Annotated in this window: 24 protein-coding genes and 1 rRNA gene; 18 read left to right on the top strand and 7 right to left on the bottom strand. The window is 72.7% G+C overall.

Features of this window, described 5'->3' with window-relative positions:
* Positions 1 to 90, top strand: a 5S ribosomal RNA gene (rrf, locus tag J2X59_RS11705); the annotation flags it as partial.
* Here rrf and J2X59_RS11710 read toward each other — a convergent pair.
* Positions 91 to 1,248 (bottom strand): hypothetical protein, encoded by a 1,158-nt coding sequence (locus J2X59_RS11710; RefSeq protein WP_326496783.1) that lies wholly within the window; start codon positions 1,246 to 1,248, stop codon positions 91 to 93.
* 198 nt (positions 1,249 to 1,446) lie between these two features.
* Between J2X59_RS11710 and J2X59_RS11715 the strand changes: the two genes are divergently transcribed.
* The 10 genes from J2X59_RS11715 to J2X59_RS11760 all read left to right on the top strand — a co-directional run bounded on the left by J2X59_RS11715 (position 1,447) and on the right by J2X59_RS11760 (position 11,253).
* Positions 1,447 to 2,187 carry a hypothetical protein gene (locus tag J2X59_RS11715; RefSeq protein ID WP_209685948.1) on the top strand — a complete coding sequence of 247 codons (741 nt, stop codon included), beginning with the start codon at positions 1,447 to 1,449 and terminating at the stop codon, positions 2,185 to 2,187.
* A gap of 25 nt (positions 2,188 to 2,212) precedes the next feature.
* Complete coding sequence (locus tag J2X59_RS11720; RefSeq protein ID WP_066656392.1) at positions 2,213 to 3,190, top strand: HAD-IIA family hydrolase; 978 nt, start codon at positions 2,213 to 2,215, stop codon at positions 3,188 to 3,190.
* Between the two features lie 10 nt (positions 3,191 to 3,200).
* A complete protein-coding gene (locus J2X59_RS11725; protein WP_326496784.1) occupies positions 3,201 to 3,518 on the top strand; it encodes a hypothetical protein in 318 nt (105 codons plus the stop codon).
* Positions 3,505 to 4,350, top strand: a complete 846-nt coding sequence (locus J2X59_RS11730) for a TlyA family RNA methyltransferase (protein ID WP_251160755.1) — start codon at positions 3,505 to 3,507, stop codon at positions 4,348 to 4,350. The genes J2X59_RS11725 and J2X59_RS11730 overlap by 14 nt, the downstream gene beginning before the upstream one ends.
* Positions 4,347 to 5,270, top strand: a complete 924-nt coding sequence (locus tag J2X59_RS11735; RefSeq protein ID WP_066656388.1) for an NAD kinase — start codon at positions 4,347 to 4,349, stop codon at positions 5,268 to 5,270. The genes J2X59_RS11730 and J2X59_RS11735 overlap by 4 nt, the downstream gene beginning before the upstream one ends.
* On the top strand, positions 5,267 to 6,961 hold the full coding sequence (recN, locus tag J2X59_RS11740; RefSeq protein ID WP_066656385.1) for a DNA repair protein RecN: 1,695 nt from the start codon (positions 5,267 to 5,269) through the stop codon (positions 6,959 to 6,961). The genes J2X59_RS11735 and recN overlap by 4 nt, the downstream gene beginning before the upstream one ends.
* A gap of 213 nt (positions 6,962 to 7,174) precedes the next feature.
* Positions 7,175 to 8,896 carry a CTP synthase gene (locus tag J2X59_RS11745; protein ID WP_066656378.1) on the top strand — a complete coding sequence of 574 codons (1,722 nt, stop codon included), beginning with the start codon at positions 7,175 to 7,177 and terminating at the stop codon, positions 8,894 to 8,896.
* Positions 8,897 to 9,010: 114 nt separating this feature from the next.
* Entirely contained in the window at positions 9,011 to 9,625 is a 615-nt protein-coding gene (locus J2X59_RS11750) for an NUDIX hydrolase (RefSeq protein WP_326496785.1), read from the top strand.
* Positions 9,622 to 10,221: a DUF1349 domain-containing protein gene (locus J2X59_RS11755; protein WP_326496786.1), complete on the top strand. Its 600-nt coding sequence runs from the start codon at positions 9,622 to 9,624 to the stop codon at positions 10,219 to 10,221. The genes J2X59_RS11750 and J2X59_RS11755 overlap by 4 nt, the downstream gene beginning before the upstream one ends.
* Positions 10,222 to 10,260: 39 nt before the next feature.
* On the top strand, positions 10,261 to 11,253 hold the full coding sequence (locus tag J2X59_RS11760; protein ID WP_326496858.1) for a site-specific tyrosine recombinase XerD: 993 nt from the start codon (positions 10,261 to 10,263) through the stop codon (positions 11,251 to 11,253).
* Between the two features lie 208 nt (positions 11,254 to 11,461).
* On the opposite strand, the gene J2X59_RS11765 is transcribed toward J2X59_RS11760, so the two are convergent.
* Positions 11,462 to 11,905, bottom strand: a complete 444-nt coding sequence (locus J2X59_RS11765; RefSeq protein ID WP_326496787.1) for a DUF2510 domain-containing protein — start codon at positions 11,903 to 11,905, stop codon at positions 11,462 to 11,464.
* A gap of 129 nt (positions 11,906 to 12,034) precedes the next feature.
* Here J2X59_RS11765 and J2X59_RS11770 point away from each other — a divergent pair, with 129 nt between their 5' ends.
* Positions 12,035 to 12,514: an ASCH domain-containing protein gene (locus J2X59_RS11770; RefSeq protein WP_326496859.1), complete on the top strand. Its 480-nt coding sequence runs from the start codon at positions 12,035 to 12,037 to the stop codon at positions 12,512 to 12,514.
* Positions 12,515 to 12,529: 15 nt separating this feature from the next.
* On the opposite strand, the gene J2X59_RS11775 is transcribed toward J2X59_RS11770, so the two are convergent.
* Positions 12,530 to 13,561 carry an LLM class flavin-dependent oxidoreductase gene (locus tag J2X59_RS11775; RefSeq protein WP_442781433.1) on the bottom strand — a complete coding sequence of 344 codons (1,032 nt, stop codon included), beginning with the start codon at positions 13,559 to 13,561 and terminating at the stop codon, positions 12,530 to 12,532.
* 56 nt (positions 13,562 to 13,617) lie between these two features.
* Here J2X59_RS11775 and J2X59_RS11780 point away from each other — a divergent pair, with 56 nt between their 5' ends.
* On the top strand, positions 13,618 to 13,950 hold the full coding sequence (locus J2X59_RS11780) for a TraR/DksA family transcriptional regulator (protein WP_326496788.1): 333 nt from the start codon (positions 13,618 to 13,620) through the stop codon (positions 13,948 to 13,950).
* Positions 13,951 to 14,231: 281 nt separating this feature from the next.
* The gene (locus J2X59_RS11785) at positions 14,232 to 14,699 is read left to right on the top strand and encodes a TIGR02611 family protein (RefSeq protein WP_326496789.1); all 468 of its coding nucleotides are present in this window, start codon (positions 14,232 to 14,234) and stop codon (positions 14,697 to 14,699) included.
* Between the two features lie 13 nt (positions 14,700 to 14,712).
* Here J2X59_RS11785 and J2X59_RS11790 read toward each other — a convergent pair whose 3' ends face one another.
* A complete protein-coding gene (locus tag J2X59_RS11790; protein ID WP_326496790.1) occupies positions 14,713 to 15,963 on the bottom strand; it encodes an MFS transporter in 1,251 nt (416 codons plus the stop codon).
* 106 nt (positions 15,964 to 16,069) lie between these two features.
* On the opposite strand from J2X59_RS11790, the gene J2X59_RS11795 reads away from it, so the two are divergent.
* Both J2X59_RS11795 and J2X59_RS11800 read left to right on the top strand, forming a co-directional pair.
* Positions 16,070 to 16,447, top strand: a complete 378-nt coding sequence (locus J2X59_RS11795; protein ID WP_066656359.1) for an ArsR/SmtB family transcription factor — start codon at positions 16,070 to 16,072, stop codon at positions 16,445 to 16,447.
* The gene (locus tag J2X59_RS11800; protein ID WP_442781434.1) at positions 16,444 to 18,078 is read left to right on the top strand and encodes a DUF7059 domain-containing protein; all 1,635 of its coding nucleotides are present in this window, start codon (positions 16,444 to 16,446) and stop codon (positions 18,076 to 18,078) included. The genes J2X59_RS11795 and J2X59_RS11800 overlap by 4 nt, the downstream gene beginning before the upstream one ends.
* Before the next feature lie 24 nt (positions 18,079 to 18,102).
* Here the strand turns inward: J2X59_RS11800 and J2X59_RS11805 are convergent, their stop codons facing one another.
* Both J2X59_RS11805 and J2X59_RS11810 read right to left on the bottom strand, forming a co-directional pair.
* Positions 18,103 to 18,969: an NAD-dependent epimerase/dehydratase family protein gene (locus tag J2X59_RS11805; protein ID WP_066658693.1), complete on the bottom strand. Its 867-nt coding sequence runs from the start codon at positions 18,967 to 18,969 to the stop codon at positions 18,103 to 18,105.
* A 180-nt stretch (positions 18,970 to 19,149) separates the two neighbouring features.
* Positions 19,150 to 19,752: a TetR/AcrR family transcriptional regulator gene (locus tag J2X59_RS11810; RefSeq protein WP_326496791.1), complete on the bottom strand. Its 603-nt coding sequence runs from the start codon at positions 19,750 to 19,752 to the stop codon at positions 19,150 to 19,152.
* Positions 19,753 to 19,851: 99 nt separating this feature from the next.
* Here J2X59_RS11810 and J2X59_RS11815 point away from each other — a divergent pair, with 99 nt between their 5' ends.
* Positions 19,852 to 22,380, top strand: coding sequence for a beta-glucosidase (locus tag J2X59_RS11815; RefSeq protein ID WP_442781435.1), 2,529 nt, complete (start codon positions 19,852 to 19,854; stop codon positions 22,378 to 22,380).
* Between the two features lie 426 nt (positions 22,381 to 22,806).
* Here J2X59_RS11815 and J2X59_RS11820 read toward each other — a convergent pair whose 3' ends face one another.
* A complete protein-coding gene (locus J2X59_RS11820) occupies positions 22,807 to 23,829 on the bottom strand; it encodes an LLM class flavin-dependent oxidoreductase (protein ID WP_326496793.1) in 1,023 nt (340 codons plus the stop codon).
* 182 nt (positions 23,830 to 24,011) lie between these two features.
* Here J2X59_RS11820 and J2X59_RS11825 point away from each other — a divergent pair, with 182 nt between their 5' ends.
* Entirely contained in the window at positions 24,012 to 26,573 is a 2,562-nt protein-coding gene (locus J2X59_RS11825; RefSeq protein WP_326496794.1) for a DEAD/DEAH box helicase, read from the top strand.
* Positions 26,574 to 26,612 lie beyond the last annotated feature (39 nt).

The raw sequence follows: 26,612 nt of genomic DNA on the forward strand, positions 1-26,612 counted from the left end.
CCCGGTCACATTCCGAACCCGGAAGCTAAGCCTCTCAGCGCCGATGGTACTGCAAGGGGGACCTTGTGGGAGAGTAGGACGCCGCCGGACTCAACGTAAGTGATGTGGCCATCGGCCCTCCATCGAGAACTCGTAGGGGAGACCCTCGTTCTCGTGGAGGCCGGTGGCCACATCTGTTTCCGCCGTAGGTCGCTCGACTCGCGCTCCGGTTCGTGATGGACTGGGCCCAGCAGTGAGCACGGACGACCGTGCGGCACCCCCCACAACGACACAGCGGACGATCGCCCGGCGCATTCGAGCACGGGCACGCGATGAGGAGCAACGGTGGCGAACGACGACGAGCAGCAGCGCAACGACCGGGATCGCGGGGAGCGGCGCGAAGGCAGCCGCTGGTCGTCCGGGCCGCGCGACTTCGAGCGTCGCGAGGGGGATCGTGCGCGACGGGACGGTGACCGTCCAGCCCGCGACGCCGGCCGGAGTGGTCGTGACGACCGTCGGGGCTTCCGCGAGGGCGACCGGTCGTTCGGTGACGGTGGCCGTCGGCCGGCTCGGCAGGGTGACCGCGACGGTGCGGGGCGTCCGCCCCGAGGTGACGGTCCTCGAGGCGCTGACCGCCCGGGCCGTGATGGTGACCGCCGTCCGTTCCGTGGTGGCGACGACCGTCGGCCGCAGCGGGATGGTGATCGTCCCTTCCGTGGTCGCGATGACCGCGCGCCCTTCCGTGGTGGCGACGACCGTCGTCCGCAGCGTGACGGTGGCGACCGTGGTCCGCAGCGTGATGGTGATCGTCCCTTCCGCGGTCGCGATGACCGCGCGCCTTTCCGCGGTGGCGACGACCGTCGTCCGGCGCGTGACGGTGGCGACCGTCGTCCGTTCCGTGGCGGCGATGACCGTCGTCCGGCGCGTGACGGTGGCGAGCGTCGTCCGTTCCGTGGTGGCGACGACCGTCGTCCGGCGCGTGACGGTGGCGAGCGTCGTCCGTTCCGTGGTGGCGATGACCGTCGTCCGCAGCGTGACGGTGGCGAGCGTCGTCCGTTCCGTGGTGGCGACGATCGTCGTCCGCAGCGTGACGGTGATGACCGTCGTCCGCAGCGTGACGGTGATGACCGTCGTCCGTTCCGTGGTGGCGATGACCGTCGGCCGCAGCGTGACGGTGGTGAGCGTCGTCCGTTCCGCGGTGGCGACGACCGCCCCCGCCGCGACGACGACCGGGGCGACCGCCCTCGGTTCGGCGATGGCTCCCGTCATGCCGGCGCACGCTTCGGCGAGGCTGCCCGTGACGACTGGGAGGACCGTGACCCGTACGGCACGCGTTCCGTCCGTCCGCGACACGAGGACCCCGAGATCGACGAGAGCGTCTCGCCGCGGGACCTCGACCCGGCTGCCCGCGCCGAGCTCAAGACGCTCAGCAAGGACAACGCCGAGTGGGTCGCGAAGCACCTCGTCATGGCGGCGCTGCTCGTCGACGAGGACCCGGAGACGGCCAACCTCCACGCCCTGAGCGCTGCGCGTCGGGCCGGCCGTGTGGCGGTCGTCCGCGAGACCGCGGCGATCACCGCGTACCGGACGGGCGACTTCGCCACGGCGCTCCGTGAGCTGCGCACCTACCGTCGCATCTCCGGCAAGAACGACCAGCTGCCGATGATGGTCGACTGCGAGCGGGGTCTCGGACGTCCGGAGCGGGCGCTCGAGCTCGGCCGGTCGGTCGACCGCGCCGCGCTGGACACGGCGGTGCAGGTGGAGCTCGCGATCGCGATGTCCGGCGCCCGGATCGACCTGGGCAACCCGACGGCCGCGCTCGGCGAGCTCGAGATCCCGCAGCTCGACCCGACCACGGCGTACAGCTGGTCGCCGGCCCTCTACAGTGCTTACGCGGCCACGCTCGAGGAGCTCGGCCGCCAGGACGAGGCCGACGAGTGGTGGGCGCGGGTCGACCGGGCTGCCGCCGCCCTGGCCGAGATCGCCGACGAGAACGCATGGGAGACTGTCGATGTGGTCGAGGAAGAAGTCGAAGGACACGACGAGCACGACGTCGTCGTCGGTGACGAGTCCGTCGCCGGTGACGAGCACGGGACCGGAGCGCTCGACGACACCGACCAGCTCGGCGACGACGTCGACCCCGACGACGACCTCGGCGAGATCGACGACGACAACCCCCGCGACGTCGACGGCTCCGCAGCCGACTGACGTCCCGACGCCGCCGACGGACGGTGTGGACGTCGTCCTCACCGACCTCGACGGCGTCGTGTACCGCGGACGCAACGCGATCCCGCACGCTGTCGAGGCCCTGACACGGGCGTCGCTGACCGCTCGGGTCGGCTACATCACGAACAACGCCTCTCGTCGGCCGTCGGACGTCGCGGAGCACCTGGAGGGCTACGGCCTCGAGGTGACCGCCGACGACGTCGTGACCTCGTCGCAGGCGGGCGTGCGGCTGCTCGAGACGCTGGTGCCGGCCGGGTCCACCGTGCTGGTCACCGGCGGCCTCGGGCTGACGAGCATCGTCGAGGAGGCGGGCTTCACGGTGACCACGAGCGCCGACGACGCTCCGGCAGCGGTCATCCAGGGCTTCTCGCCGGACCTCGGGTGGACGCACCTGGCCGAGGCGTCCTTCGCCCTCGCCGATCCGGACGTGCCGTGGGTGGCGACGAACATGGACTGGTCGATCCCGGTCGAGCGTGGCATCGCGCCCGGCAACGGCACGCTCGTGTCCGCGGTGCACCAGGCCGTCGGGCGGATGCCGGTGGTGGCGGGCAAGCCGGAGCGACCGATCTTCGACGCCGCGATCGCCCGCTTCGGCGGCGAGCACCCGCTGTTCATCGGCGACCGGCTCGACACGGACATCAAGGGCGCGAACGACGCCGGCATCCCGAGCGTGCTCGTGCTGACGGGCATCGACCAGGCGAAGCAGGTGCTCGCGGCCGACCAGCGCTCGCGTCCGACGTACGTCCTGCAGGACCTCCGTGGGCTGTCCGAGCCGTACCCGGTGACGGTGCGGCGGCAGGACCCGGACGGCACCCGGTACGTCACGGTCGGTGGCGCCACGGTCGCGATGCACGGGCACGTCGTCCGGGTGCTCGACAGCGGGACCCCGATCGACCTGCTCCGCGCCGGGGCAGCGCTGATCTGGGAGTCCGGACTGGCGATCTACGGCCTCGACGTCGACCCGAAGCTGTACGGCGGCGAGTAGCGTGACCGACGTGCCCCACCCGCAGCAGCCGCCCGAGCAGGAGCCGGGCGAGCAGCAGCAACCGGGCGAGCGACAGCAGCAGCCGGGCGAGCAGCAGCCGGGCGAGCACCGACTGCCCGCGCAGCAGCCGGATGGCTTCGCGGAACGCACCGCGGCTGCCGAGGCGCTGCCCCTGCCCGAGCGCGCCGACGCCTTCGCCGCGCTGCACGACGATCTGCGCACCCGCCTCGAGAGCGGCCAGGCACCGCAGGGGCACAGCTCGGGTCGCGCTGCCGGCGCCACGCAGGTGTGGGGGAGCGGACGAGGAGACGGCGGTGCCGGTGCCTGAGCACGACGAGGAGCGCCCGGTCCGGTTGGACGCCCTGCTCGCCGCTCGCGGGCTGGTCAGGTCACGGACCGCCGCGGCGAAGCTGGTCCAGGCCGGCCGCGTGACGGTCGGGGGCACGGCGGTCGTGAAGCCGTCGGCCCCGGTCGCGCCGGACGCCGAGCTCGTCGTCGACACCGAGGACGAGTGGGTGTCGCGTGCGGCGCGGAAGCTCGTCCGTGCCCTCGAGGCCTTCGACGTCGACCCGAGCGGGCGCGTCGTGCTCGACGTCGGCGCGTCCACGGGCGGGTTCACACAGGTGCTGCTCCACCACGGAGCCGCCCGCGTGGTCGCCCTCGACGTCGGGCACGGTCAGCTCGACCCGGTGGTCGCGATCGACGAGCGGGTGCGTGTTGTCGAGGGGTGCAACGCCCGTGACCTCACGCCGGACACCTACGCGGCGCTCGACGACGCAGCGCCCCGCACGAGCCTGGTCGTCGGGGACCTGTCCTTCATCTCCCTGCGCATCGTCCTGCCCGTGCTGGCGGTCGCCGTGCCTGCGGACGACTTCGTGCTGCTCGTGAAGCCGCAGTTCGAGGTCGGCCGTGGTGGTGTGCGCGAGGGCATCGTGCGCGACCCCGCCCTGCGGAACGACGCGCTCATGAACGTGCTCTGGTCGGCGTGGGACGCGGGCCTCGGGACGGTCGGGCTGACCGCATCGCCGATCGTCGGCACGCACGGCAACCACGAGTACCTCGCGCACTTCCAGCGTGGTGTCGGGGGTCATCCGGCAGGATGGGGGAACCCGACAGCGTGGATCGGTCGGGCCACCGAACTCACCGAAGGGGCTGCATGAGCGACGACGACCGGCACATCCTGCTCGTCTCCCACACGGGCCGACAGGACTCCATCGACGCCGCCGTCGAGGTCTGCGACCTGCTGCACGCCGCCGGACTCACCCCGGTGATGCCGTTCGACGAGTACGCCGACGTCCGACGGGCCGAGGCCTCGGTCGGCCAGGTCGACATCCTGGGTGTCGACGTGCAGGCCGACGCCCTCGAGATCGTCATCGTCCTCGGCGGGGACGGCACGATCCTCCGTGCCGCCGAACTCGTGCGGGGGACGCGCGCCCCGATCGTGGGCGTGAACCTCGGACACGTCGGCTTCCTGGCCGAGAGCGAGCGCGACGGGCTGCGGGCCACGGTCGAGCGTGCCCTCGTCGGCGACTACAAGGTCGAGGAGCGTGTGACGCTCCAGGTCGACGTGGTCGTCGGGCACGAGGTCGTCTACTCGTCGTGGGCGCTGAACGAGGCGACGATCGAGAAGGCCTCCCGCGAGCGCATGCTCGAGGTCGTCACCGAGGTCGACGGTCGGCCGCTGTCGTCCTTCGGCTGCGACGGCGTCGTCGTCGCCACCCCCACGGGGTCCACGGCCTACTCGTTCTCCGGCGGCGGCCCGATCGTCTGGCCGGACGTCGACGCCCTGCTCATGGTGCCGCTCAGCGCGCACGCCCTGTTCTCGCGTCCGATCGTCGTCGGGCCGGACTGCACCCTCGCGATCGAGGTCCTCCGGCGCACGAGCGGCGTCGGTGTCCTGTGGTGCGACGGCCGTCGCACCCACGACCTGCCGCCGGGTGCCCGGGTCGAGGTCCGTCGATCGCCCGACCCCGTCCGGGTCGCCCGGCTGAAGGACGCGCCCTTCACCGACCGGCTGGTCGCCAAGTTCCAGTTGCCCGTCGCGGGCTGGCGCGGTCCGGCGACCGAGGACGACGCATGATCGAGGAGATCGTCATCTCCGACCTCGGCGTCATCGGCGAGACCACGCTCGAGCTCGGACCCGGCTTCACCGTCGTCACCGGCGAGACCGGTGCGGGCAAGACCATGATCGTCACGGCGCTCGGGCTGCTGCTCGGTGCCCGGGCGGACGCCGGCTCGGTGCGCCGCGGCGCCTCCAGCGCGGTGGTCGAGGGGCGGTGGCACGTCCCGGACCACGCCGCCGTCGCGGAGCGTGTCGAGGACGCGGGCGGGACCGTCGAGGACGGCGAGCTCATCCTGACCCGCACGGTCTCGGCGGAGGGCCGCAGCCGTGCGACGGTCGGTGGCCGCAGTGCCCCGGTCGCGGTGCTCGGCGAGCTCGCCGACCAGCTGGTGACCGTGCACGGGCAGTCGGACCAGATCCGCCTGACGTCGGCCTCGGCGCAGCGCGCCGCCCTCGACGGCTTCGGCGGCAGGGCTGTGCAGCGGGCACTCGGTGCCTACGTCGCCGCCTACGACACCTGGCAGGCGCACGCCGGCGAGCTCGAGACGCTCGTGCGGGACCGCGACGACCGCGTCGCCGAGGCCGAACGCATCCGCGCCGCGTCGGACGAGATCGAGTCGGTCGACCCGCAGCCCGGCGAGGACGTCGAGCTCGCCGAACGCGCCGAACGCCTCGGCAACCTCGAGGAGCTCCGCCTGGCCGCCGGCACCGCCCACGAGGCACTGTCCAGCGAGTCCCTCGACGGGGTCGCCGACGTCGTCGGACTGGTCGAGGCGGCACGCCGGGCCGTCGAGCGCGTCGCCGGGTCCGACCCGGCCCTCCAGCCCGTTCTCGAGCAGCTGACCGAACTCGGGATCCAGGCCTCGGACGCATCCGCCGGCCTGTCCAGCTACCTCGGCTCGTTGGAGCCGGACGCCGGGCACGACCTCGAGCTCGTCAACGAACGCCGGGCACTCCTGGCGAACCTGACGCGCAAGTACGGCGAGACGGTCGACGACGTGATCGCGTACGGCCAGCGGGCGAGCGACCGGTTGCTGGAGCTGGACGGTGACGACGACCGCATCGTCGCGCTGCAGCAGAGCGTCGAGCAGGACGAGCAGGCCCTCGCGCAGACGGCCGCCGCGCTGACCGCGGCCCGCACGAAGGCCGCGGGCGACCTCGCGAAGCGGGTCACCGCGGAACTCCGGACGCTGGCGATGGCCGGCGCGACCCTGGTGGTCGAGGTCACCGACGGCGGCGAGTACCGCCGGCACGGGCGCGACCAGGTCGCGATCCTGCTCCAGCCGCACTCCGGCACCGACCCCCGCCCGATCGGCAAGGGCGCGTCCGGCGGCGAGCTCTCGCGCGTGATGCTCGCGATCGAGGTCGTCATGGCCGGCAGCACGACCGTCCCGACCTTCGTGTTCGACGAGGTGGACGCCGGCGTCGGCGGAGCCGCGGCGATCGAGATCGGTCGGCGGCTCGCGAAGCTCGCCGAGCGGACGCAGGTCATCGTCGTCACGCACCTGGCGCAGGTCGCCGCGTTCGCGAACAACCACCTCAACGTCGTCAAGGACGCCAGCGGCGCCGTGACCTCGTCGAGCGTGCGCCGGCTCGAGGGCGAGGACCGGCTCCAGGAGATGGCCCGCCTGCTCTCCGGCCTGGGCGACAGCGCGAGCGGCATCGAGCACGCGCGCGAGCTCCTCGACGTCGCCGGCCAGCGCGCCTAGGCAACGTTCCGGCCTGGAGGCACGCCCCGCCCCCGGCTCTCCGCTCGCGTCCGCAACACGCAACGAAGGCGGCTCGTCGCAGCGGTACAGCGCTGCGCACAGTCGCCGACGTTGCGTCCTGCGGAGACGGCGGGGGTGACCGGTCGGCGGGCGCAACGCCCGCGGCGAACGCGGGTCGCGCCTCCCGGCAGTTCTGACGTACGATGGAACCCCGTGGCGGACACTCTCAGCGGCGGAACCAATTCTTCGACCTCGACCCCGAAGGTCACGAAGCAGATCTTCGTGACCGGCGGGGTCGTCTCGTCCCTCGGCAAGGGCCTGACGGCGGCCAGCCTCGGCAACCTGCTCACGGCGCGCGGCCTCAAGGTCGTCATGCAGAAGCTCGACCCGTACCTCAACGTGGACCCGGGCACCATGAACCCGTTCCAGCACGGCGAGGTCTTCGTGACCGACGACGGTGCCGAGACGGACCTCGACATCGGGCACTACGAGCGCTTCCTCGACATCAACCTGTCGCAGGCCGCGAACGTCACGACCGGTCAGGTGTACTCCAGCGTGATCGCCAAGGAGCGGCGCGGCGAGTACCTCGGCGACACCGTCCAGGTCATCCCGCACATCACCGACGAGATCAAGCGTCGGATGCGCGAGCAGGCCGAGAACGACCCGCAGCCCGACGTCATCATCACCGAGGTCGGCGGCACGGTCGGTGACATCGAGTCCCAGCCGTTCATCGAGTCCGCCCGCCAGGTCCGCCACGAGCTCGGCCGCAACAACGTGTTCTTCGTGCACGTGTCGCTCGTGCCGTTCATGAGCGCCTCGGGCGAGCAGAAGACCAAGCCGACGCAGCACTCCGTCGCCGCGCTCCGCTCGATCGGCATCCAGCCGGACGCCCTCGTGCTCCGCTCGGACCGCCCGGTGTCGGAGTCGAACAAGCGCAAGATCGCCCTCATGTGCGACGTGGACGAGGACGCCGTGGTGAACGCCGTCGACGTCCCCTCGATCTACGACCTGCCGACGCTGCTGCACGACCAGGGTCTCGACCAGGTCATCATCGACGCGTTGAAGCTCGACGCGCACGACGTCGACTGGTCAGCATGGAACCCCGTCCTCGACGCGGTGCACGAGCCGAAGAAGCACGTCACGATCGCCCTGGTCGGCAAGTACATCGACCTGCCGGACGCCTACCTGTCGGTCACCGAGGCCCTGCGCGCCGGTGGCTTCGCCCACAACGCCAAGGTCACGCTGAAGTGGGTCGTGTCCGACGACTGCACGACGCCCGAGGGTGCCGCGAAGCAGCTCGGTGACGTCGACGGCATCTGCGTCCCCGGCGGCTTCGGAGTCCGCGGCATCGAGGGCAAGCTCGGCGCGCTCAGGTTCGCGCGTGAGCAGGGCATCCCGACGCTCGGCCTGTGCCTCGGCCTGCAGTGCATGGTCATCGAGTACGCCCGCCACGAGGCCGGCCTGACCGACGCGTCGAGCACCGAGTTCGACCCGGAGACCTCGACGCCGGTCATCGCGACCATGGCGGAGCAGGTCGACATCATCGCCGGTGGCGACATGGGCGGCACGATGCGCCTCGGCCTGTACCCGGCGCACTTCACCGACGGGTCGCTCGCGGCCGAGCTCTACGGTGCGTCCGAGGCCTCGGAGCGCCACCGTCACCGCTACGAGGTGAACAACACCTACCGTCAGCAGATCGCGGACGCCGGCCTGGTGTTCTCGGGCACCTCGCCCGACGGCACCCTGGTCGAGTACGTCGAGCTGCCGCGCGACGTGCACCCGTTCTACATCGCCACGCAGGCACACCCGGAGCTGCGCTCGCGTCCGACGAACGCGCACCCGCTGTTCGCCGGGCTGGTGGACGCGGCGATCGCGCGCCACGAGGCGTCCAGCCTGTTCGACCCGGCCGAGGAGTCGGCGGAGGTCGTCGCGTAACGCGCGCTGTCGCTGAACGCGCGCTGTCGCCGACGGGAGGCGCGGTGCCAGCTGGCACCGCGCCTCCCGTCCGTCCCGGGGAGGGCTGACGGAGCCGCGTGCCAGGATGGGCTGGTGACTGCCGCTGACGCACCGATCGCCGACGAACACGCCTCGTACGAGGTCACCGACTCCACCGTCGTGTACGAGGGCGCCGTCTGGGACGTCCGCCGTGACCACGTCGACTACGACGGGCACGACATGGTCCGCGAGTACATCGACCACACGGGCGCCGTCGCCGTCTTCGCAGAGGACGACGAGGGCCGCGTGCTCGTCATCCAGCAGTACCGCCACCCCGTGCAGCTGCGCGACTGGGAGCTGCCGGCCGGGCTCCTCGACCACGAGGGCGAGGACCACCTCACCGCCGCGCAGCGGGAGCTCGGGGAAGAGGCCGACCTCGAGGCGGACCACTGGGAGCCCCTCGTCCGGTACAACACCTCGTCGGGCGGCAGCGACGAGTTCATCCAGGTCTACCGGGCCCGTGGGGTCCGTGCGACGGCGTCTGCGTTCGAGCGTGAGGCCGAGGAGGCGGACATCGTGACCCGGTGGGTGCCGCGGGCGGAGCTCGTCGAGGGGATCCTCGCAGGCCGCCTGCAGAACTCGGCGCTCGTCGTCGCCACCCTCGCGGTCGATGCGATGGAGCGCGGCGCGGTCGAGCGCGGCGCGGTCGAGCGGGGCGCGACGGCGTGACGGCCGACAGCGGGCTCGGTGCCCTGCTGCGGGACGGGCTCTGGACGCACGAGCCCGTCGCCGTCGAACCCGTCGTCGACCGCGCCGCCCTGATCGTGACCGCGGAGGAGGGCAGCGATGCCTGGCGGACGACCTCGTACGGGTTCGTCCACGACTCGGAGCACGCGCTCCTCCGACCCACCGACGGCGCGTTCGCCGTCGAGGTCTCCTTCGTCCTCGACTTCGCGGAGCAGTTCGACCAGGCCGGGGTGTTCCTGCGGGTCGACGAGCAGGAGTGGGTGAAGGCGGGCGTGGAGTTCTCCGACGGGCTGCCGCAGGTCGGGGCCGTCGTGACGCACGGGACGTCCGACTGGTCCGTCGCGCCCGTGCCGTCCTGGACCGGGCGGGTCGTGACGGTGCGCGCGAGCCGCTCCGGTGACGCCGTGACGGTCCGGGCCTGGGCCGACGGCGAGGAGCCCCGGCTGGTGCGGGTCGCGCACCTCGACCCGGACGCCGTCGTGTCGGCCGGCCTGTTCTGCGCCGCACCCACCCGGGCCGGGCTCACGGTGACCTTCACCGCCTGCCGCTTCGGCGAGCCGGACGCCGGGCTGCACTGACGACCTCCGCAGGGCGGTCCGCACTAGTTTTGTCGGGTGATCCCCCTCGACCGTGCCGCCGACACCTACCTGCGGCACGTCGCCGTCGAGCGGGGACTGTCGCAGCACACGGTGGCGGCCTACCGGCGGGACCTGGCGGTCTTCGCGGAGTGGCTCGCCTCGACGCCGGCGGTCGACTCCGCGGGCGCGGACCGGGCTGGGGGAGCGGAGGCGCTGACGGACGTCGCACGCCTCGCCCGCGCGGACGTCGCCGGGTTCGTCACGCACCTGACCTCGCGACCGGAGCAACCGCTCGCGCCCCGGTCGGTCGCCCGGATGCTCAGCTCGGTGCGGTCCTTCACCGCGTTCGCGGCCGCCGAGGGCTGGCTGCCGCTCGACCCCGCCACGGCCGTCCGGCCACCGAAGGCGCCGTCACGGCTGCCGAAGGCGATCTCGGTGCACGACATGGAGCGGCTGCTCGGCGCCGCGGGCTCGGCCGACGACGACCCCGTGCAGCTGCGGGACCGGGCGCTCCTCGAGCTGCTCTACGCCACGGGAGCGCGCATCTCCGAGGCGGTCGGGTTGTCGGTGGACGACGTCGCGACGCTGTCCGACCCCGAGGACGACGAGGGCGACGGGCTCGCTGTCGTGAAGGTCACCGGCAAGGGGAACAAGCAGCGCATCGTGCCGCTCGGCAGCTTCGCGCGGGCCGCGCTCGACGCCTACCTCGTCCGGGCCCGGCCCGTGTTCGCGGCGCGTGGGCCGTCGACCCCGGCGCTGTTCCTCGGCGCCCGTGGTGCGCGGCTGTCGCGGCAGAGCGCCTGGCTCGTGATCCAGGCGGCGGCGGAGCGGGCCGGACTGGCGGCGCACGTGTCACCGCACACGTTCCGACACTCGTTCGCGACGCACCTGCTCGAGGGCGGCGCGGACGTGCGCGTCGTGCAGGAGCTGCTCGGGCACGCGAGCGTCGCGACGACGCAGATCTACACGCTCGTCACGGCCGACATGCTGCGGGACGTGTACCAGACGGCGCACCCGCGGGCGCGGCGGTAGCGCTGCGCCCGGCCGGGGCCGGGCGGCCGGGGCCGGAGCCGGAGGCGGGGCCGGGGTGACGTGCGGCGCGACGTGCTCGGGCACAACCGGAAGCACGTCGCGCCATGAGAAACCGTGGCGCGACGTGCTTCCCGTGGTGCGGCGCGCCGAGCGCCGAGCGCCGAGCGCCGGGCGCCGAGGGCGCGGCGGTAGCGCTGCGCCAGCGCGCTCAGAACAGGTGGAACTGCGCGGACGCAGCGACCACGCCCGTGGCGACCGCGACCACGAGGGCGCTCGCCGCGGCGCTCCGCCACAGCGCCCGCCAGCCGCCGGTCGCGCCGGGACGCACGATCGCGAGGACGCCCGTGACGACGGCCAGCGTGCTCGCGATGCCGACCGGGTTCCAGACGATCGACACGACCGCGAGCAGGACCGCAACGAGCGCCGCCGCCCCGACCCGCTGCACGGACCCGCCAGAGGCCCACGATCCCGTGCGCACCGCTGCGCCCTCGACGGAGAACGACGGCCCGACCGGTGCGACGACGACCGGTGCGACGGGCCCCTGCCGTGCCGGGAGCACCCGCGTCGCCCCGCCCCACGCGTGGCCGTCCCACCACCGGAGGCGGTGGGCGTCCTGGGGGTCCGGGAACCAGCCGGCGGCCGGCAGCGTCACGGGGTGCTCCTCGCGGGTGCGGTGGATGGTGCACCTCGACGCTACGCAGCCGGGAGGCACGGCCACAGTCCCACAGCGGGTGTCGGCAACAAGGGGGACCGGCCGCACCTGCGCTACGGTCGTACGGTGATCACCGCCGACGCCGAGACCCTGTCCGCCTTCTGGGCCGCCCGCCGCACCGAGGCACCGGAGCTGCCCGAGGCCGTGCCGGAGGCGTGGGCGTTCGGCGCGACGCCGGACCACGCCGACGGTCTGCTCGACCTGGTGCTCCGCGGCATCAAGGACGGCACGGCGTCGTCGATGTGGGACTACGAGGCGACGGGCGACCCGCTGCCCGAGGTCGGCGAGCTCAGCGTCATCCTCGACGGGAGGGGTGACCCCCGGGCCGTGATCGAGACGACGGACCTGCGGGTCGTCCCGTTCGACCAGGTCGGCGAGGAGCACGCCCGCGCCGAGGGCGAGGGGGACCGCACCCTCGCGTACTGGCGCGCGGCGCACGAGCGCTACTGGCGTGAGCACTCCGAGAACCCGCGCGGGTACGAACCGGACATGCCGGTGCTGTGCGAGCGCTTCCGCCTGCTCTGGCCGGAAGCGCCCGCCGGGGCGTGAGCCGGACGACCCGACCTACGCGGGGACGGTCGCGGCGTCGACCTCGTCCATGACGGCCTTCGTCGCTGCGAGCAGCCGGGCGTTGAAGTCCACGCCGAGCTGGTTCGGCACGGTGACGAGCACGGTGTCGGCAGCGCGGACCGCGGCGTCGGCGGCGAGCTCGGCGACGAGCTGCTCCGGCTCCCCGATGAAGGACCGACCGAAGCGGGCGAGCCCGCCGTCGAGGTGCCCGACCTGGTCCTGCCCCTCGACCTGTGCCCGCACGCCGAAGTAGTGCCGCGACTCGTCGTCGGTGATCGGGATGATGCTGCGCGACACCGAGACCCGGGGCGTCCGCTCCCAGCCCATCTCGCGCCACGTCGTCCGGAAGCGCTCGATCTGCTCGGCCTGCAGCTGGTCGAACGGCACGCCGGTGTCCTCGGTGAGCAGGGTCGACGACATGAGGTTCATGCCCTGCTCGGCCGTCCACTCGGCGGTCGCGCGGGTCCCGGCACCCCACCAGATCCGGTCGGGCAGCGTGTCCGACAGCGGGGACACCGACAGCGACCCGGCCGACCCGGTCATCTGCGGGTTCGCGTGCGCCATCGGCTCGCCGGCGATCGCACGACGGAACACGTCGGTGTGGGAGCGTGCCATGTCGCCGCCGTTGGTGTCGTGCGCCTCGGGCACGTAGCCGAACTGCTGGTACCCGGCGAGGGCGGTCTCGGGTGACCCCCGCGAGACACCGAGCTGCAGTCGGCCTCCCGAGATGAGGTCGGTGGCCGCGGCTTCCTCGGCCATGTAGAGCGGGTTCTCGTAGCGCATGTCGATCACGCCGGTGCCGATCTCGATGCGGCTGGTCCGGGCGGCGATCGCCGAGAGCAGGGGGAACGGCGCCGCCTGCTGCGGAGCGAAGTGGTGGACGCGGAAGTACGCGCCGTCGACACCCGCTTCCTCGGCCGCGACGGCGAGGTCGATCGCCTGCACGAGGGCCTCGCGGCCGCTGCGCACACGCGAGCCCGGCACGTCGCGCCAGTGCCCGAAGGACAGGAACCCGATCTTCGTCATGCCGATGCGAACGCATGCTGCTGCGGCCGCATTCCGACGCGACTACGGTCGTCGGCATGGACGACCCCCGCACCGCGCTCGCCGACGAACGGCGGCGCAACGAGCGGCTGCTCGCCGACGTCGAGCGCAGCATGCGGGACGTCAGCGACGCGCGCCAGGACGCCAACTCGGACGACGAGCACGACCCCGAGGGTGCGACCCTCGCCTGGGAGCGCGGGTCGCTCGGTGCGGTGCGCGACGACGCCCGGGAACGCATCCGCCTGGTCGACGCCGCGCTCGTGCGGCTCGACGCCGGCACCTACGGGCGGTGCGCCGTCGGCGGCGAACCGATCCCGAAGGCCCGTCTCGCCGCGGTCCCGTGGGCCGCGACGTGCGTCGCACACGCGTGACGAGCCTCCAGGCCGACGGGGTCCGCTGACGGGTCTGCGGCGTGCGCGACACAGCCCCGACTGCGCGACACGGCCCCGTCTGCGCGAGACGCCGCGGGGCGCGCAGAACGCCGGTGCATCCGACGCCGTCTCGACGAGACCGCGGCGTCTCGACGGAACGAGGGCGCCGGTGGGCCGAGGCCCGTGACGGCCGGGAGGCGCGGTGTCCGCCCGTCCCACCGCTCACGTGGCGTGGACCGGTTGCGCCGCCGTTTCCCAGCCGCGCGCCCTAGGTTGCCGCCATGGACGACACCCACGAGCGACCCGACGCGGTCGTGCGTGCCGACACCACGGCTCCCGAGACCGACGCCGACGACCAGCACCACCGCTTCCGGTGGTTCCGTCGGATGCGCGCCTGGATCCACGCGCGGCCGGGGTGGCACCTGTTCTACAAGGTGCTCGTCGGGATCGTCGGCGGACTCGTCGTGGTGATCGGGCTCATCCTCGTGCCGCTGCCCGGTCCGGGGTGGCTCGTGGTCTTCATCGGCCTCACGATCCTGGCGAGCGAGTTCCACTTCTTCCACCGCATCATCACGTGGCTGCGCGCGCAGCTCCACCGCTTCTGGGACTGGGCGAAGGCGCACGGACCGCAGTGGCTGCGGAGGGCGGCCGACCGCGGCAAGGCCGACGTCGACGCGGCGCACGCCGATGCACACCGCAGCACCGGCGTCCGTGCACAGCGACCGAACCGGGCGCGGGCCGGGCACTAGCCCGCGCGCAGCGCTACTCGGCGACGGTCCGGACGGAACCGGTCGCGGTGCGCTCGACGGCCTCGGCGGCGCGCTCCTCGACCCCGGCCGCGCTGCGTGACGCGAGCTGCAGCACGAGGGCGATCGCCGCGGCGAGGACGATGAAGGCGCCGTAGCCGGCGAGCACCGGCACGAAGCCGAACGCCGGTTCGACGAGTCCCGCGACGACGGCCGGTACGCCGAACGCCAGGTAGCTGACGATGTAGACCGACGACAGGAGTCCGGCGCGGTGCGTCGGCGCCGCGGTGGCGAGCAGCATCCGCAGGGGTGCCTGGAAGCCCGCGCCGAAGCCGACGCCCGCGATCGCGCTGCCGACGACGAGTCCGGGCAGCGAGTGCGCGAACACGAACGCCACGGTGACGACGGGGCCGACGATGAGCGCGACGAGGCCGAGGAACAGGCTCCGACGTGTGTCGAGGCGCTGGATGGCGAGACCGGTGAGTCCGCCGACGCCGGTGACGACGGCGATCAGGGCCCCGGCTGCGAAGTGGTCGTGGATGCCGAACACCGCGCCGAGGGCCGACGGCACGAGCGACAGGAACAGCCCGCCCAGTGCCCAGCTGGCGACGAGCGCCCCGGCGACGCCGCGGAAGAGCGCCCGCGACGCCCGCGGCACGGACACGGTCGGGCGGAGGGAGCGGAGTGCACCCGGTCGGCGCGTGACCCGCTCGGGCACGACGACCAGGGCGGCGACGAGCAGCAGCAGGAGCGCACCGAAGAGCACGTAGACGAGCTGCTCCGGTGCCGGGCCCCACTCCACGAGGGCGCCGCTCGACACCGCGCCGGTCGCCAGGGCGAAGGGTGGGACGGCACCGTTCAGCACGCCCGCGAGCGAGGGGAAGCGCTCGAGCGAGTTGTCGATGAGCGCCGCGCCGAGGGCGCCGATGAGCAGCCCGACCGCGACGCCCTGCACGATCCGGTCGACCACGAGGGCCGTGAACCCGTCGGCACCGGTGAACAGCACGAGCGACACGACGAGCAGCAGGCCGCCGGCGACGAGCACGGGCTTCCGGCCGACGTGGTCGGACAGCCGACCGACGACGAGCATGGTGACGAGGAGCCCGGCGACGTAGATCGCGAACACCCCCGTGAGCATGAGCGGCGTGAGGTCCCACTCGGCGGCGTAGACGGGGTAGATCGGCGACGGGACCGAGGACGAGGCCATCGCCACGAAGAGCATGGCGGCGAGGATCCAGAACCCCGCGACTCCGCGTGCTGACTGCATGGTGGCACCTTCCGGCCGGATCGACTGCTGTACGACAGTATTCGTACAGCAGTGCGCCAGTACGACGCAAGTCGTACTACTGCCAGCGCGGTGCTACCGTCGTCGCATGCCCGCCGCGCCCGTGGACTCCGTCGTCGCCCCAGAACGCCTGCCGCAGCCGACCGTCGCCGAGATGGACCTGCCCGTCGTGCTCGACGCACTGAGCGACCCGATCCGGCTGACGATCCTGCACCGCTACCTGGTCGACGCCGCCGGCGGCGTCCGCAGCTGCGGGTGGGTCGGGGTCGACCGACCGAAGTCGACGCTGACGCACCACTTCCGCGTCCTGCGCGAGGCCGGCCTGCTCGAGCAGCACCAGGAGGGACTGACGCGCTCGAGCCGGGTACGGGTCGAGGACGTGCAGCAGCGCTTCCCCGGGCTCCTCGACCTGGTGGCCGCGTGGCAGGTCCCCGCGACCGTCATGCGCGAGGAGGTCCCCGCGTGACCGGCCGGCCCCGCGGTCCGATCGCCCACGAGCTCCCGACGATCACGACCGTCCCCGCGGTGACGACGGCGCTCGCCGCCGACCTCGACGCCGCGGGCTTCACCGTCGACCGCATCGACGCACTCTGGGGCACCGAGGCCGCTGCATCGCTGCACCGCGGTTCCCGGGTCGCCGCGCTGCGGGCGCTCGCCGCGCGGGACACCACGCCGCTGACCACGCTCGCGACGCTGTTCGTGCTCGGCCTGCCGGTCGACCGGAGCGATGCCGAGCGGGCGTTCCCGACGGCCGGGCTCGACGCGGTGCTCGCGGCCGGTCTGCTCCGGATCGACGACGACACGGACGACGCCGGTGCTCCCGACGCCGACCACCTCCTGGTCCACCCGACCGTCGACCTGCGGCCCTACGCCTTCGTCGACGACCTCGGCGCCGGCAGCTGGTGGATCGTCTCCGACCTCGGGGAGCTCGCACTCGGCACCGCACTGGGCGAGGAACACGTGCTCGGCATCGGCGGCGCGACCACCACGCTCTCCGGGCTCCAGGTCCCGGTGCCGGTCCGACGGGTGCTCGACCTCGGGACCGGGTGCGGGATCCAGGCCATGCACGCCCGTCGCTTCGCCGACGAGGTCGTCGCCACCGACATCTCCCGCCGTGCGCTCGACATCGCCCGGTTCAACGCGGCGCTCAACGGCATCGACGGCATCGAGTTCCGGCTCGGGTCGCTGTACGAGCCGGTGGCGGGCGAGCGGTTCGACCGGATCGTGTCGAACCCGCCGTTCGTCATCACCCCGCGTCGCGACGACGTGCCGTCCTACGAGTACCGCGACGGCGGCATGGTCGGCGACGCGCTCGTCGAGACCGTGCTCCGCGGGCTCGCCGACCACCTCGCACCCGGCGGGACCGCGCAGCTGCTCGGCAACTGGGAGTACCGCTGGGGCGTCGACGGGCTCGACCGGGTGCGCTCGTGGTTCGCGGACGCCGAGGACCTCGACCTGTGGGTCGTCGAGCGGGAGCGCGAGGACCCGCCCGCCTACGCCGAGACCTGGATCCGCGACGGCGGCACGAAGCCCGGCACGGACGGGTTCGACCGGCTCGTGGACGCCTGGCTCGACGACTTCGCGACCCGGCGGGTCACCGGGGTCGGTTTCGGGTACGTGGTCGTCCGGCGTGCGTCGGCGTCGGCAACGGAGATGGGTCGGCCGGGAGGCACGGCTCGCCTCCGCCGCACCGAGCGGGTCCCCGAGGCGCTCGGTTCCAACCCCGTGGGGCTCGGCGCGACGGTCGCACGGGTGCTCGACGCCACCGGGTGGCTCGAGGCGCACGACGACGAGGCGCTCGCCGCCGCACACCTGCGGGTCGCCGGTGACGTGACCGAGGAGCGGCACTACTGGCCCGGGAACGACGACCCGACCGTGATCACGCTCATGCAGGGCGGTGGCTTCGGCCGTCGGGTGGACGCGGACACGGCGCTCGCCGCGTTTGTGGGTGCCTGCGACGGGGAGCTGTCGGTCGCGGCGATCGTCGGCGCCATCGCGCAGATCACCGGCGTCGACGAGGACGCGCTCGCGGCAGACCTGCTGCCGCGCGTGCGCGACCTGGTGCTGGACGGCCTGCTGCTCGCACCGACGTCCTGAGGCCGCCCCGCGCCTCCCCTCCGGTCAGCGCGAGCGGTGGTTCCGCCAGGTGTGCTCGGGGGCGTAGCCGAGGAGCTCGCGGGCCTTCTCGCTCGAGAGCAGGGAGCTCGTGCCGTCGATGTCCGCACGGCGCTCGATGTCCGGCACGAAGCGCTCCACGAGCTCGATCGTCGGGGTGTCCATCACGGTGTCGGGGCTCGCGATGACGAACGCCTCGAACCCGGTGAGCTCGGCCTCGAGCGACCGCCGCACGGCCTGCGCCCCGTCGCGCGAGTCGATGTACGACCACAGGTTGAAGGTCTTCGCCTCGGGGGAGGCGTCCCACGGGAACGACGGGTAGTCGGTCTCGTCCATGACGTTCGAGAAGCGCAGCCCGATCATCTTGAGCTCCGGGTCCCAGCGGGTGAAGTGGCGGGCCATCTCCTCCTCGACCGCCTTGCCGAGCGAGTACGAGGACTGCGGGCGGACCGCGAACTCCTCGTCGACGGGCAGGTACGGCGGGTGGTGCTCGCCCATCGGGATGCCGAGCAGGGTCTCGCTCGACGCCCACACGACGTTCTTGATCCGGGCGACGCGGGCGGCGTGGAAGACGTTGATCGACGCGGTCACGTTGTTCGTGATGAGGGCGACGTCGGGCACCTGTCCGGGGGCCGGTACGGCGGCGAGGTGCACCACGGCGTCGACGCGGTCGTAGCGGTCGTCGATGCCCGTGAGCGCTCCGAGCACCTGGCCGTAGTCGCTCAGGTCGATGCGGACGAACGGCACCCGCTCCGGCTTGTCGGGAGAGGGCACCCGGTCGAGCAGGACCACGTCGTACCCGTGCTCGTCGAGGTCGCGGACGACCGCCCGTCCGAGCTTCCCGCTGCCTCCGGTCACCACAACACGCGTCATCGCGTCACTCCACATCGTCGTCGGACGGCCTGGTCGGCCGGACCCCATCCTGCCGTGCGCGCCCGAGCGGGGACCAGGCACTGGCGGTACCTGTCCGGGCGACGCAGGCGGCGCAGGCGATGCGGCCGACGCGGCCCGGGGCCGGGGCCGGAGCGGTCGAGCGCGGCCGGAGTGCCGGCGTCAGGCCGGGGCGGGCGTGACGGACTGCGCGACCGCGAGCCGTGCGACGAGCTCGACGTGGTCGGCCATGTCCCGCGACGGGTCGTACAGCCACTGGATCTGCATGCCGTCGGAGATGGCCAGGAGCACGCTCGCCAGCTGCTCGGTGTCCACGTCGGAGCGGAGCCGGCCGTCCTGCTGCATGGTGCGGAAGTCCCGGGCGAAGTCGCTCCGGCTGCGCTCGTAGCGCTCGCGGAAGTACTCGTGCGCGGGGTGCTCGTCGTCGGTCGCGGCGGCGGCGGACAGGTTCACGAACATCTGCACGAGGCCCGGGACCTCGGTGTTGTGCCGGACGATCGCCGCGAGGAACGCACCGGGGTCCTCGGCTGCGGTGCCCCAGTCGTGCGCCAGGTCGACCTCGTCGCGGCGACGGAGGATCGCCACCCAGAGGTCGTCCTTCGAGTCGAAGTAGTGCAGCAGCCCGGCCTGGGTGAGCCCGACCGCGTCGGCGATGTCCTTGATGCTCGTGCGCCGGAACCCCTGCTGCGCGACGAGGTCGAGCGCGACCGTGAGGATCTCCTCGCGCTTCGCGATCCCCTTCGCGTACGAACCCCGTCGTGCCATGGCGCGAGCGTACAGCGGGTTCGAGACCCAACAAACCTACTTCCGATAGGTTTTGGGTGCTACGCTGCCCGCAGCCGCCGACGATGGCGCGCGGAGGTCATGCCCCGTCGCCTGCGTCGCACAACGAAGGGACCGACCATCGTGACCACCGTGGACGACACCACCCGCGCCTCCCGGCCGACCGCCGCGTCGCCGCTGGACGAGCGCATCGCCGCGCTCGTCGGACAGCTGACGACCGCGGAGAAGGTCCAGCTGCTGACCGGGCGCGACTTCTGGACGACCTGGCCGGTCGAGAAGATCGGGCTGCGCCGCATCCTGATGTCCGACGGTCCGTCCGGCGTCCGCGGCGAGGTCTGGGACGAGCGCGACCCGTCGCTCAACCTGCCGTCCGCCACCGCCCTGTCGGCGAGCTGGGACCGCGCGATCGCGAAGCGCTACGGTGCCGCCGCGGCGGTCGAGGCCCGCCGGAAGGGCGTCGACGTCGTCCTCGGCCCGACGATCAACCTGCACCGCTCGCCCCTCGGTGGTCGCCACTTCGAGGCGTTCAGCGAGGACCCGCTGCTGACCGGCGACCTCGCCGCGTCCTACGTCGACGGCGTGCAGGAGAACGGCGTCGCCGCGACCCCGAAGCACTACATCGCGAACGACTACGAGACCGACCGGTTCACCGCGTCGACGGAGGTGTCGGACCGTGCGCTCCGTGAGCTGTACCTGCTCGCGTTCGAGAAGGCCGTGACCGAGGCGCACGCCTGGGCGGTCATGTCGTCCTACAACGCGATCAACGGCGTCACCGCGTCCGAGAACGACCTGCTCGAGACCCCGCTCAACTCGGAGTGGGGCTTCGACGGCATCGTCGTGTCCGACTGGACCGGCGTCCGCTCGGTGGAGTCGGCGAAGGCGTCGCAGGACGTCGCGATGCCCGGGCCGAACCCCTGGTGGAGCCAGGGGCCCCTGCTGCAGGCGGTCGAGTCGGGCGAGGTCCCGATGGAGGCCGTCGACCGCAAGGTCCGCCGCATCCTGATGCTCGCCGCCCGCGTCGGCGCGCTCGAGGGCTTCGAGCCCGTGGCCGCGCAGCCGGTGCACGTCGAGGACGGCGTCGCGTTCGTGCGTACGGCCGAGGCCGAGGGCACCGTCCTCGTCCGCAACGCCGGGATCCTGCCGCTCGACGCGTCCGCGGTGTCGCGGATCGCGCTCCTCGGGCACAACGCCGACCAAGCCCGCACGCAGGGCGGCGGTTCGGCGACGGTGGTGCCGGAGCACGTCGTCACGCCCATCGAGGGCATCCGAGCGGCCTTCCCCGGCGCGACGGTCGACTACGCCATCGGCGCCGTGGTGCAGGAGGGCATCGCGGAGTTCCCGCTGTCCACCATCACGAACCCGGCCACGGGGGAGCCCGGCGCACGGGTGGCGTTCGTCAAGGACGGCGAGGAGCTGTTCGTCGAGGACCGCCGAGCCACCGCGCTGTTCTGGTTCGGCGGCGACGCCCCGATCCAGGAGTCCGACCGACTCGACGTCACCACGACGTACACCGCCGAGACGACGGGGACCGTGCGGATCGGCATCGGTGCCGCCGGCCGCTCGCGCATGTGGATCGACGGCGAGCTCCTGCTCGACGAGACCGTGCCGATGGAGGGGGACCAGCTCGGTGCGGCGTTCCTCAACCCGCCGGCGCGCTCGGTGCCGGTGTCGGTCGAGGCCGGGCAGCAGCTCGCGATCCGGATCGAGCACGACATCGTGCAGGACGAGGCGCTGGGCGGTGTGCTCGCCTACCAGTTCGGTACCGAGCCGAGCGACGCCGACCCCGCCGCACTCGTCGAGGCCGCGGTCGCGACGGCCCGCGACGCCGACGTGGCGATCGTCGTCGTCGGGACGAACAGCAAGGTCGAGTCCGAGGGCTACGACCGCTCGTCGCTCGCGCTGCCGGGCCACCAGGACGAGCTGGTCCGTGCCGTCGCCGCCGTGAACCCGAACACGGTCGTCGTGGTGAACTCCGGTTCGCCGGTCGAGATGCCCTGGCGGAACGACGTCGCTGCGGTGCTCCTGACCTGGTTCGGTGGGCAGGAGTACGGCAACGCGCTCGCCGACGTCCTGACCGGTGCCGCGGAGCCCGGCGGGCGCCTGCCCACCACCTGGCCGGTGACCCTCGCCGACGTCCCGGTGCAGGACGTGACGCCGGTCGACGGCAAGGTCGCCTACGACGAGGGCGTGCACGTGGGCTACCGTGCCTGGCTGCGCGCCGGCACCGAGCCCGCCTACCCGTTCGGCCACGGGCTGGGCTACACCACCTGGACGATCGACGGCGTCGCCGCGTCGCCGACCGTGACGGAGGGTGACGCCGCGATCGTCACCGCGACCGTGTCGAACACGGGCGACCGTGCCGGGAAGCACGTCGTGCAGGTCTACGCCTCGCGGACGGAGTCGACGGTCGACCGTCCCGTTCGCTGGCTCGTCGGCTTCGCGCCCGTCCGGCTCGGGGCAGGGGAGTCCACCGAGGTGTCGATCGAGGTGCCGGCCCGGGCGTTCGCACACTGGGACGGCGCCTGGCGCTACGAGCCCGGGACGTTCGAGCTCCACGTCGGTGCCTCGGTCGCGGACCTGGCCGGATCCGCGGCCCTCGAACTGGAGTGATCCGGTTTCCGCACGGTCGTGGATGCATTCAGTAGCATGAATCCGCGCCAGTCGGCTGGTTACCGTCGGCGCGCGCACCACCGAGGGATCGTCGTGTGAGCGAAGCGGCCTCCTGATCCGGCCGTGGAACCCCGTCGATCCCGGTGCGTCCAGAATGCGTCCCCGCGTCCGCGCGGGGGCGCATTCGTCGTCCTGTGGGCAAAGGTACGAGAGCGTACCTTTCCGCGTCTGACCAGGGGTTGTCGTGCGCAACTGGCCATGTGCCCGTTCACGGGGAAGTGATGATGACAAATCCTTCAGAAAGTGAAAGAGTGATGCCACCATCCCGTACGGATCAGGGACGAGATGGTCATCCGGCCCGGGGCTCGTCGGACCTCACCACCCCGACTCGAGCCCCGGCCGGGTGTCTGTCGTCAGCGGTCGTGCTCAGGGCAGCCGCGGGGCGATCTCCTCGGCGACGACCCGCAGGATGCGTTCGTGCGCCGCGGCGTCGCCGTTCGCCGGCAGGGTGATCACCAGCTCGTCGGTCGCCTGGACCGCAGGGTCGGCTGCCAGGGCGTCGACGATCTCGTCCACACCGCCCGACACGATCCTGCTGAACCGGAACGGCGGACCGCTCAGGGGGCGCCCCTCGTCGTCCATCCCGCTCGCGTACCCGGTGAGGAACTCCTCGTGCACCCGGCGGTCGTGGTCGTCGAGCAGCGGGACGACGATCCGACCGACCGCCACCTTCGGGGTGCGGCCGGGGTGCTCGCCGGCGGCCTGCAGCTCGGCGAAGCGGTCGCGGTACGCGGTGAGCTGGTCCGCCTGTGCCTGGGCGAACGGGGCGCCCGTGTCCTCGGTGTTGAGCGTCGAGCAGTGCAGCAGCAGGCCCTTCTCGGCCGTGCGGACCGCGGTGCCCGTGCTGCCGCCGCCCCACCAGATGCGGTCGCGCAGGCCGGGCGACAGCGGCTGGAGGGTCAGGTCGGCACCGGCGGGGATGCTCTCGTAGCCCTTCCCCGCGGTGCCGAGCGGCTCGCCCTGCAGGACCTCGAGCAGCCGCGCCGCACGCACCTCGGCCTCGTCGCGGAAGCTGCGCTCCGACCCGCCGAACACCGGGTCGAGGATCGGGCCGTACCCGGCGATCCCGGTGCTGATGCCGAGCTGCACCCGACCGTCGCTGAGCAGGTCGACGGTGCTGGCGTCCTCGGCGAGGCGGATCGGGTCCTCGTACCGCATGCCGAGGACGGCGGTGCCGAAACCGATGGTGCTCGTGCGCTGGGCGGCCGCCGCGAAGAACGTCATCGGGCTGGTCAGGAAGGGCTCGAAGTGGCGGCCCCGGACCCAGCCGGTGCCGTACCCGAGCGACTCGGCCGTCTCGAACAGGCGGAGACCGTCCTCCAGGGCGGCAGCAGCACCGGCGGTGCCGCCGTGGTTGGGGACGAAGGAGAGGAAGCCGAGTTCGCGCACGGTCTGAGTCTATGCGCGCGCATCGATTCCCGACAGGGTGCCGGACGGGTGGCGCGGCTCGTCTCCGGCCTGCGACCTGCGGTCGGTGCGTGCGGACGCCGGGTGCGTGACGGAGCGGCCCCGTGCCTCCCGTCCGCCGCCGGCTCGTCTGCCGGTCACCGCCCACCTGGGAGGATGGGCGCATGACCGACGTCACCACCACCCCGCCGCTCCTCGCCGCCCTGCCGGCGGCGGTCGACGGCGCCGTCGACCCCGACGCGGTCTACCAGGCGTTCGCCGACTGGGCCGAGGCGGGCGGACGACCGCTCTACCCGGCGCAGGACGAAGCGCTCATCGAGCTCGTCTCCGGCGCGAACGTCGTCCTCAGCACGCCGACCGGCACCGGCAAGTCCCTCGTCGCGGCCGGGGCGCACTTCGCCGCGCTCGCCGAGGGCAAGCGCAGCTACTACACGGCGCCCATCAAGGCCCTCGTCTCCGAGAAGTTCTTCCAGCTCGTGGACCTGTTCGGCGCGCAGAACGTCGGCATGGTGACCGGTGACTCGAGCGTCAACGCGGACGCCCCGATCATCTGCTGCACGGCCGAGATCCTCGCGAACACCGCGCTCCGCCAGGGCCCGGACGCCGAGGTCGACGTCGTGGTGATGGACGAGTTCCACTTCTACGGCGATGCCGACCGCGGCTGGGCGTGGCAGGTGCCGCTGCTCGTGCTCGAGCGCGCGCAGTTCCTGCTCATGTCGGCGACGCTCGGCGACGTCACGACCATCGCCGACGACCTGTCGCGCCGGACCGGGCGCCCGACCGCACGGGTCACCGGCGTCTCGCGGCCCGTGCCGTTGTCGTACGAGTACGTGCTGACGCCCGTGCAGGAGACGGTCGAACGCCTGCTCGAGGAGGGCAAGGCGCCGGTCTACATCGTGCACTTCGCCCAGGCCGCGGCGCTCGAACGGGCGCAGGCGCTCATGTCCGTGAAGGTGGCGTCGCGCGAACGCCGGGACGAGATCGCCGAGGCGATCGCCGGGTTCCGGTTCAGCGCCGGGTTCGGGCAGACGCTGTCGCGGCTCATCCGTGCGGGCATCGGCGTGCACCACGCCGGGATGCTCCCGAAGTACCGCCGGCTCGTCGAGCAGCTCGCCCAGCGCGGCCTGCTGCCGGTGATCTGCGGCACCGACACCCTGGGGGTCGGGATCAACGTGCCGATCCGCTCCGTGCTGCTCACCGGGCTGACGAAGTTCGACGGCTCCCGGATGCGGCAGCTGTCCGCCCGCGAGTTCCACCAGATCGCCGGACGAGCCGGACGAGCCGGCTACGACACCGAGGGCGACGTCGTGGCCGAGGCGCCGGAGCACGAGATCGAGAACGCCCGGGCCGTCGCCAAGGCCGGGGACGACCCGAAGAAGAAGAACAAGGTCAAGAAGAAGAAGGCGCCGGAGGGGTTCGTCTCGTGGGGCCCGGCGTCGTTCGACCGGCTCATCGCCGCTGAGCCCGAGCCGATGGTGTCGCGGATGCGGATCACGCACGCGATGGTGCTCGCCGTCGTCGCCCGCGGTGGAGACGCCTTCGCCGACGTCCGCTCGCTCGTGTTCGAGAACCACGAGCCGCGCTCCCGGCAGCTCGCGATGGCCCGACGCGGGCTGTCGATCGCCCGCACGCTGATCAACGCCCGCGTGATCGAGAAGGTCGACGGGCGCTACCGCCTGACCGTCGACCTGCCCGTGAACTTCGCGCTCAACCAGCCGCTGTCGCCGTTCGCACTCGCCGCCTTCGAACTGCTCGACCCCGAGTCCCCGACGTACGCGCTCGACATGGTGTCGGTCGTCGAGGCGACCCTCGACGACCCGCGCGCCGTCCTCGCGCAGCAGCAGTTCAAGGAGCGCGGCGAGGAGGTCGCCCGGATGAAGCGCGAGGGCATCGAGTACGAGGAGCGGATGGAGCTGCTCGAGGAGGTCACCTGGCCCAAGCCGCTCGACGAACTGCTGACCGCCGCGTACGAGGCCTACGCGGCCGAACAGCCGTGGGTGCTCGACTTCACGCTGTCGCCCAAGGCCGTGGTGCGCGACGTTTACGAGCGGGCGATGACCTTCGGCGACTTCGTGCGGTTCTACCAGCTGACCCGCTCCGAGGGACTCGTGCTCCGGTACCTGTCCGACGCCTACCGCACCATGCGCCAGACCATCTCTGAGGAACAGCGCACGCCCGAGCTCGACGACCTGATCGAGTGGCTCGGCGAGGTCGTGCGGCAGACCGACTCCTCGCTCGTCGACGAGTGGGAGGCGCTGGTCAACGGCTCCGTCGCGAAGGCCGCCGCGGAACACGACGAGATCGCGCCGCCGCAGCCCGCCCGGCTCACCGGCAACCCGCGCGCGTTCCGCGTGCTCGTGCGGAACGCCCTGTTCCAGCGGGTGCTGCTTGCGGCGGCCGACGACGTTGCCGGGCTCGCCGCGCTCGACGGGGCCGCAGGGTTCGGGCAGGAGGAGTGGGACGCCGTGCTCGAGGAGTACTACGAGGAGCACGACGCGATCGGGACCGACGGGGACGCCCGGTCGATGGCGTACCTGGTGCTCGACGAGCACGGGCCGGGTCGGACCTGGCGGGCACGGCAGATCTTCGCCGACCCCGAGGGCGACAAGGACTTCGGGTTCTCGGCGACGATCGACCTGGACGCGTCCGACGAGACCGGCGAAGCCGTGGTGCGCGTCACCGAGATCGGCCGGTTCGACGGCTGGGCCGAGGTCGACGTCGACTGAGGGCGGCCTCGCTCGGCCGCCACACGGAACCTCGCCGCC

It is taken from the genome of Curtobacterium sp. 260 (assembly GCF_030803485.1).
GTDB lineage: Bacteria > Actinomycetota > Actinomycetes > Actinomycetales > Microbacteriaceae > Curtobacterium.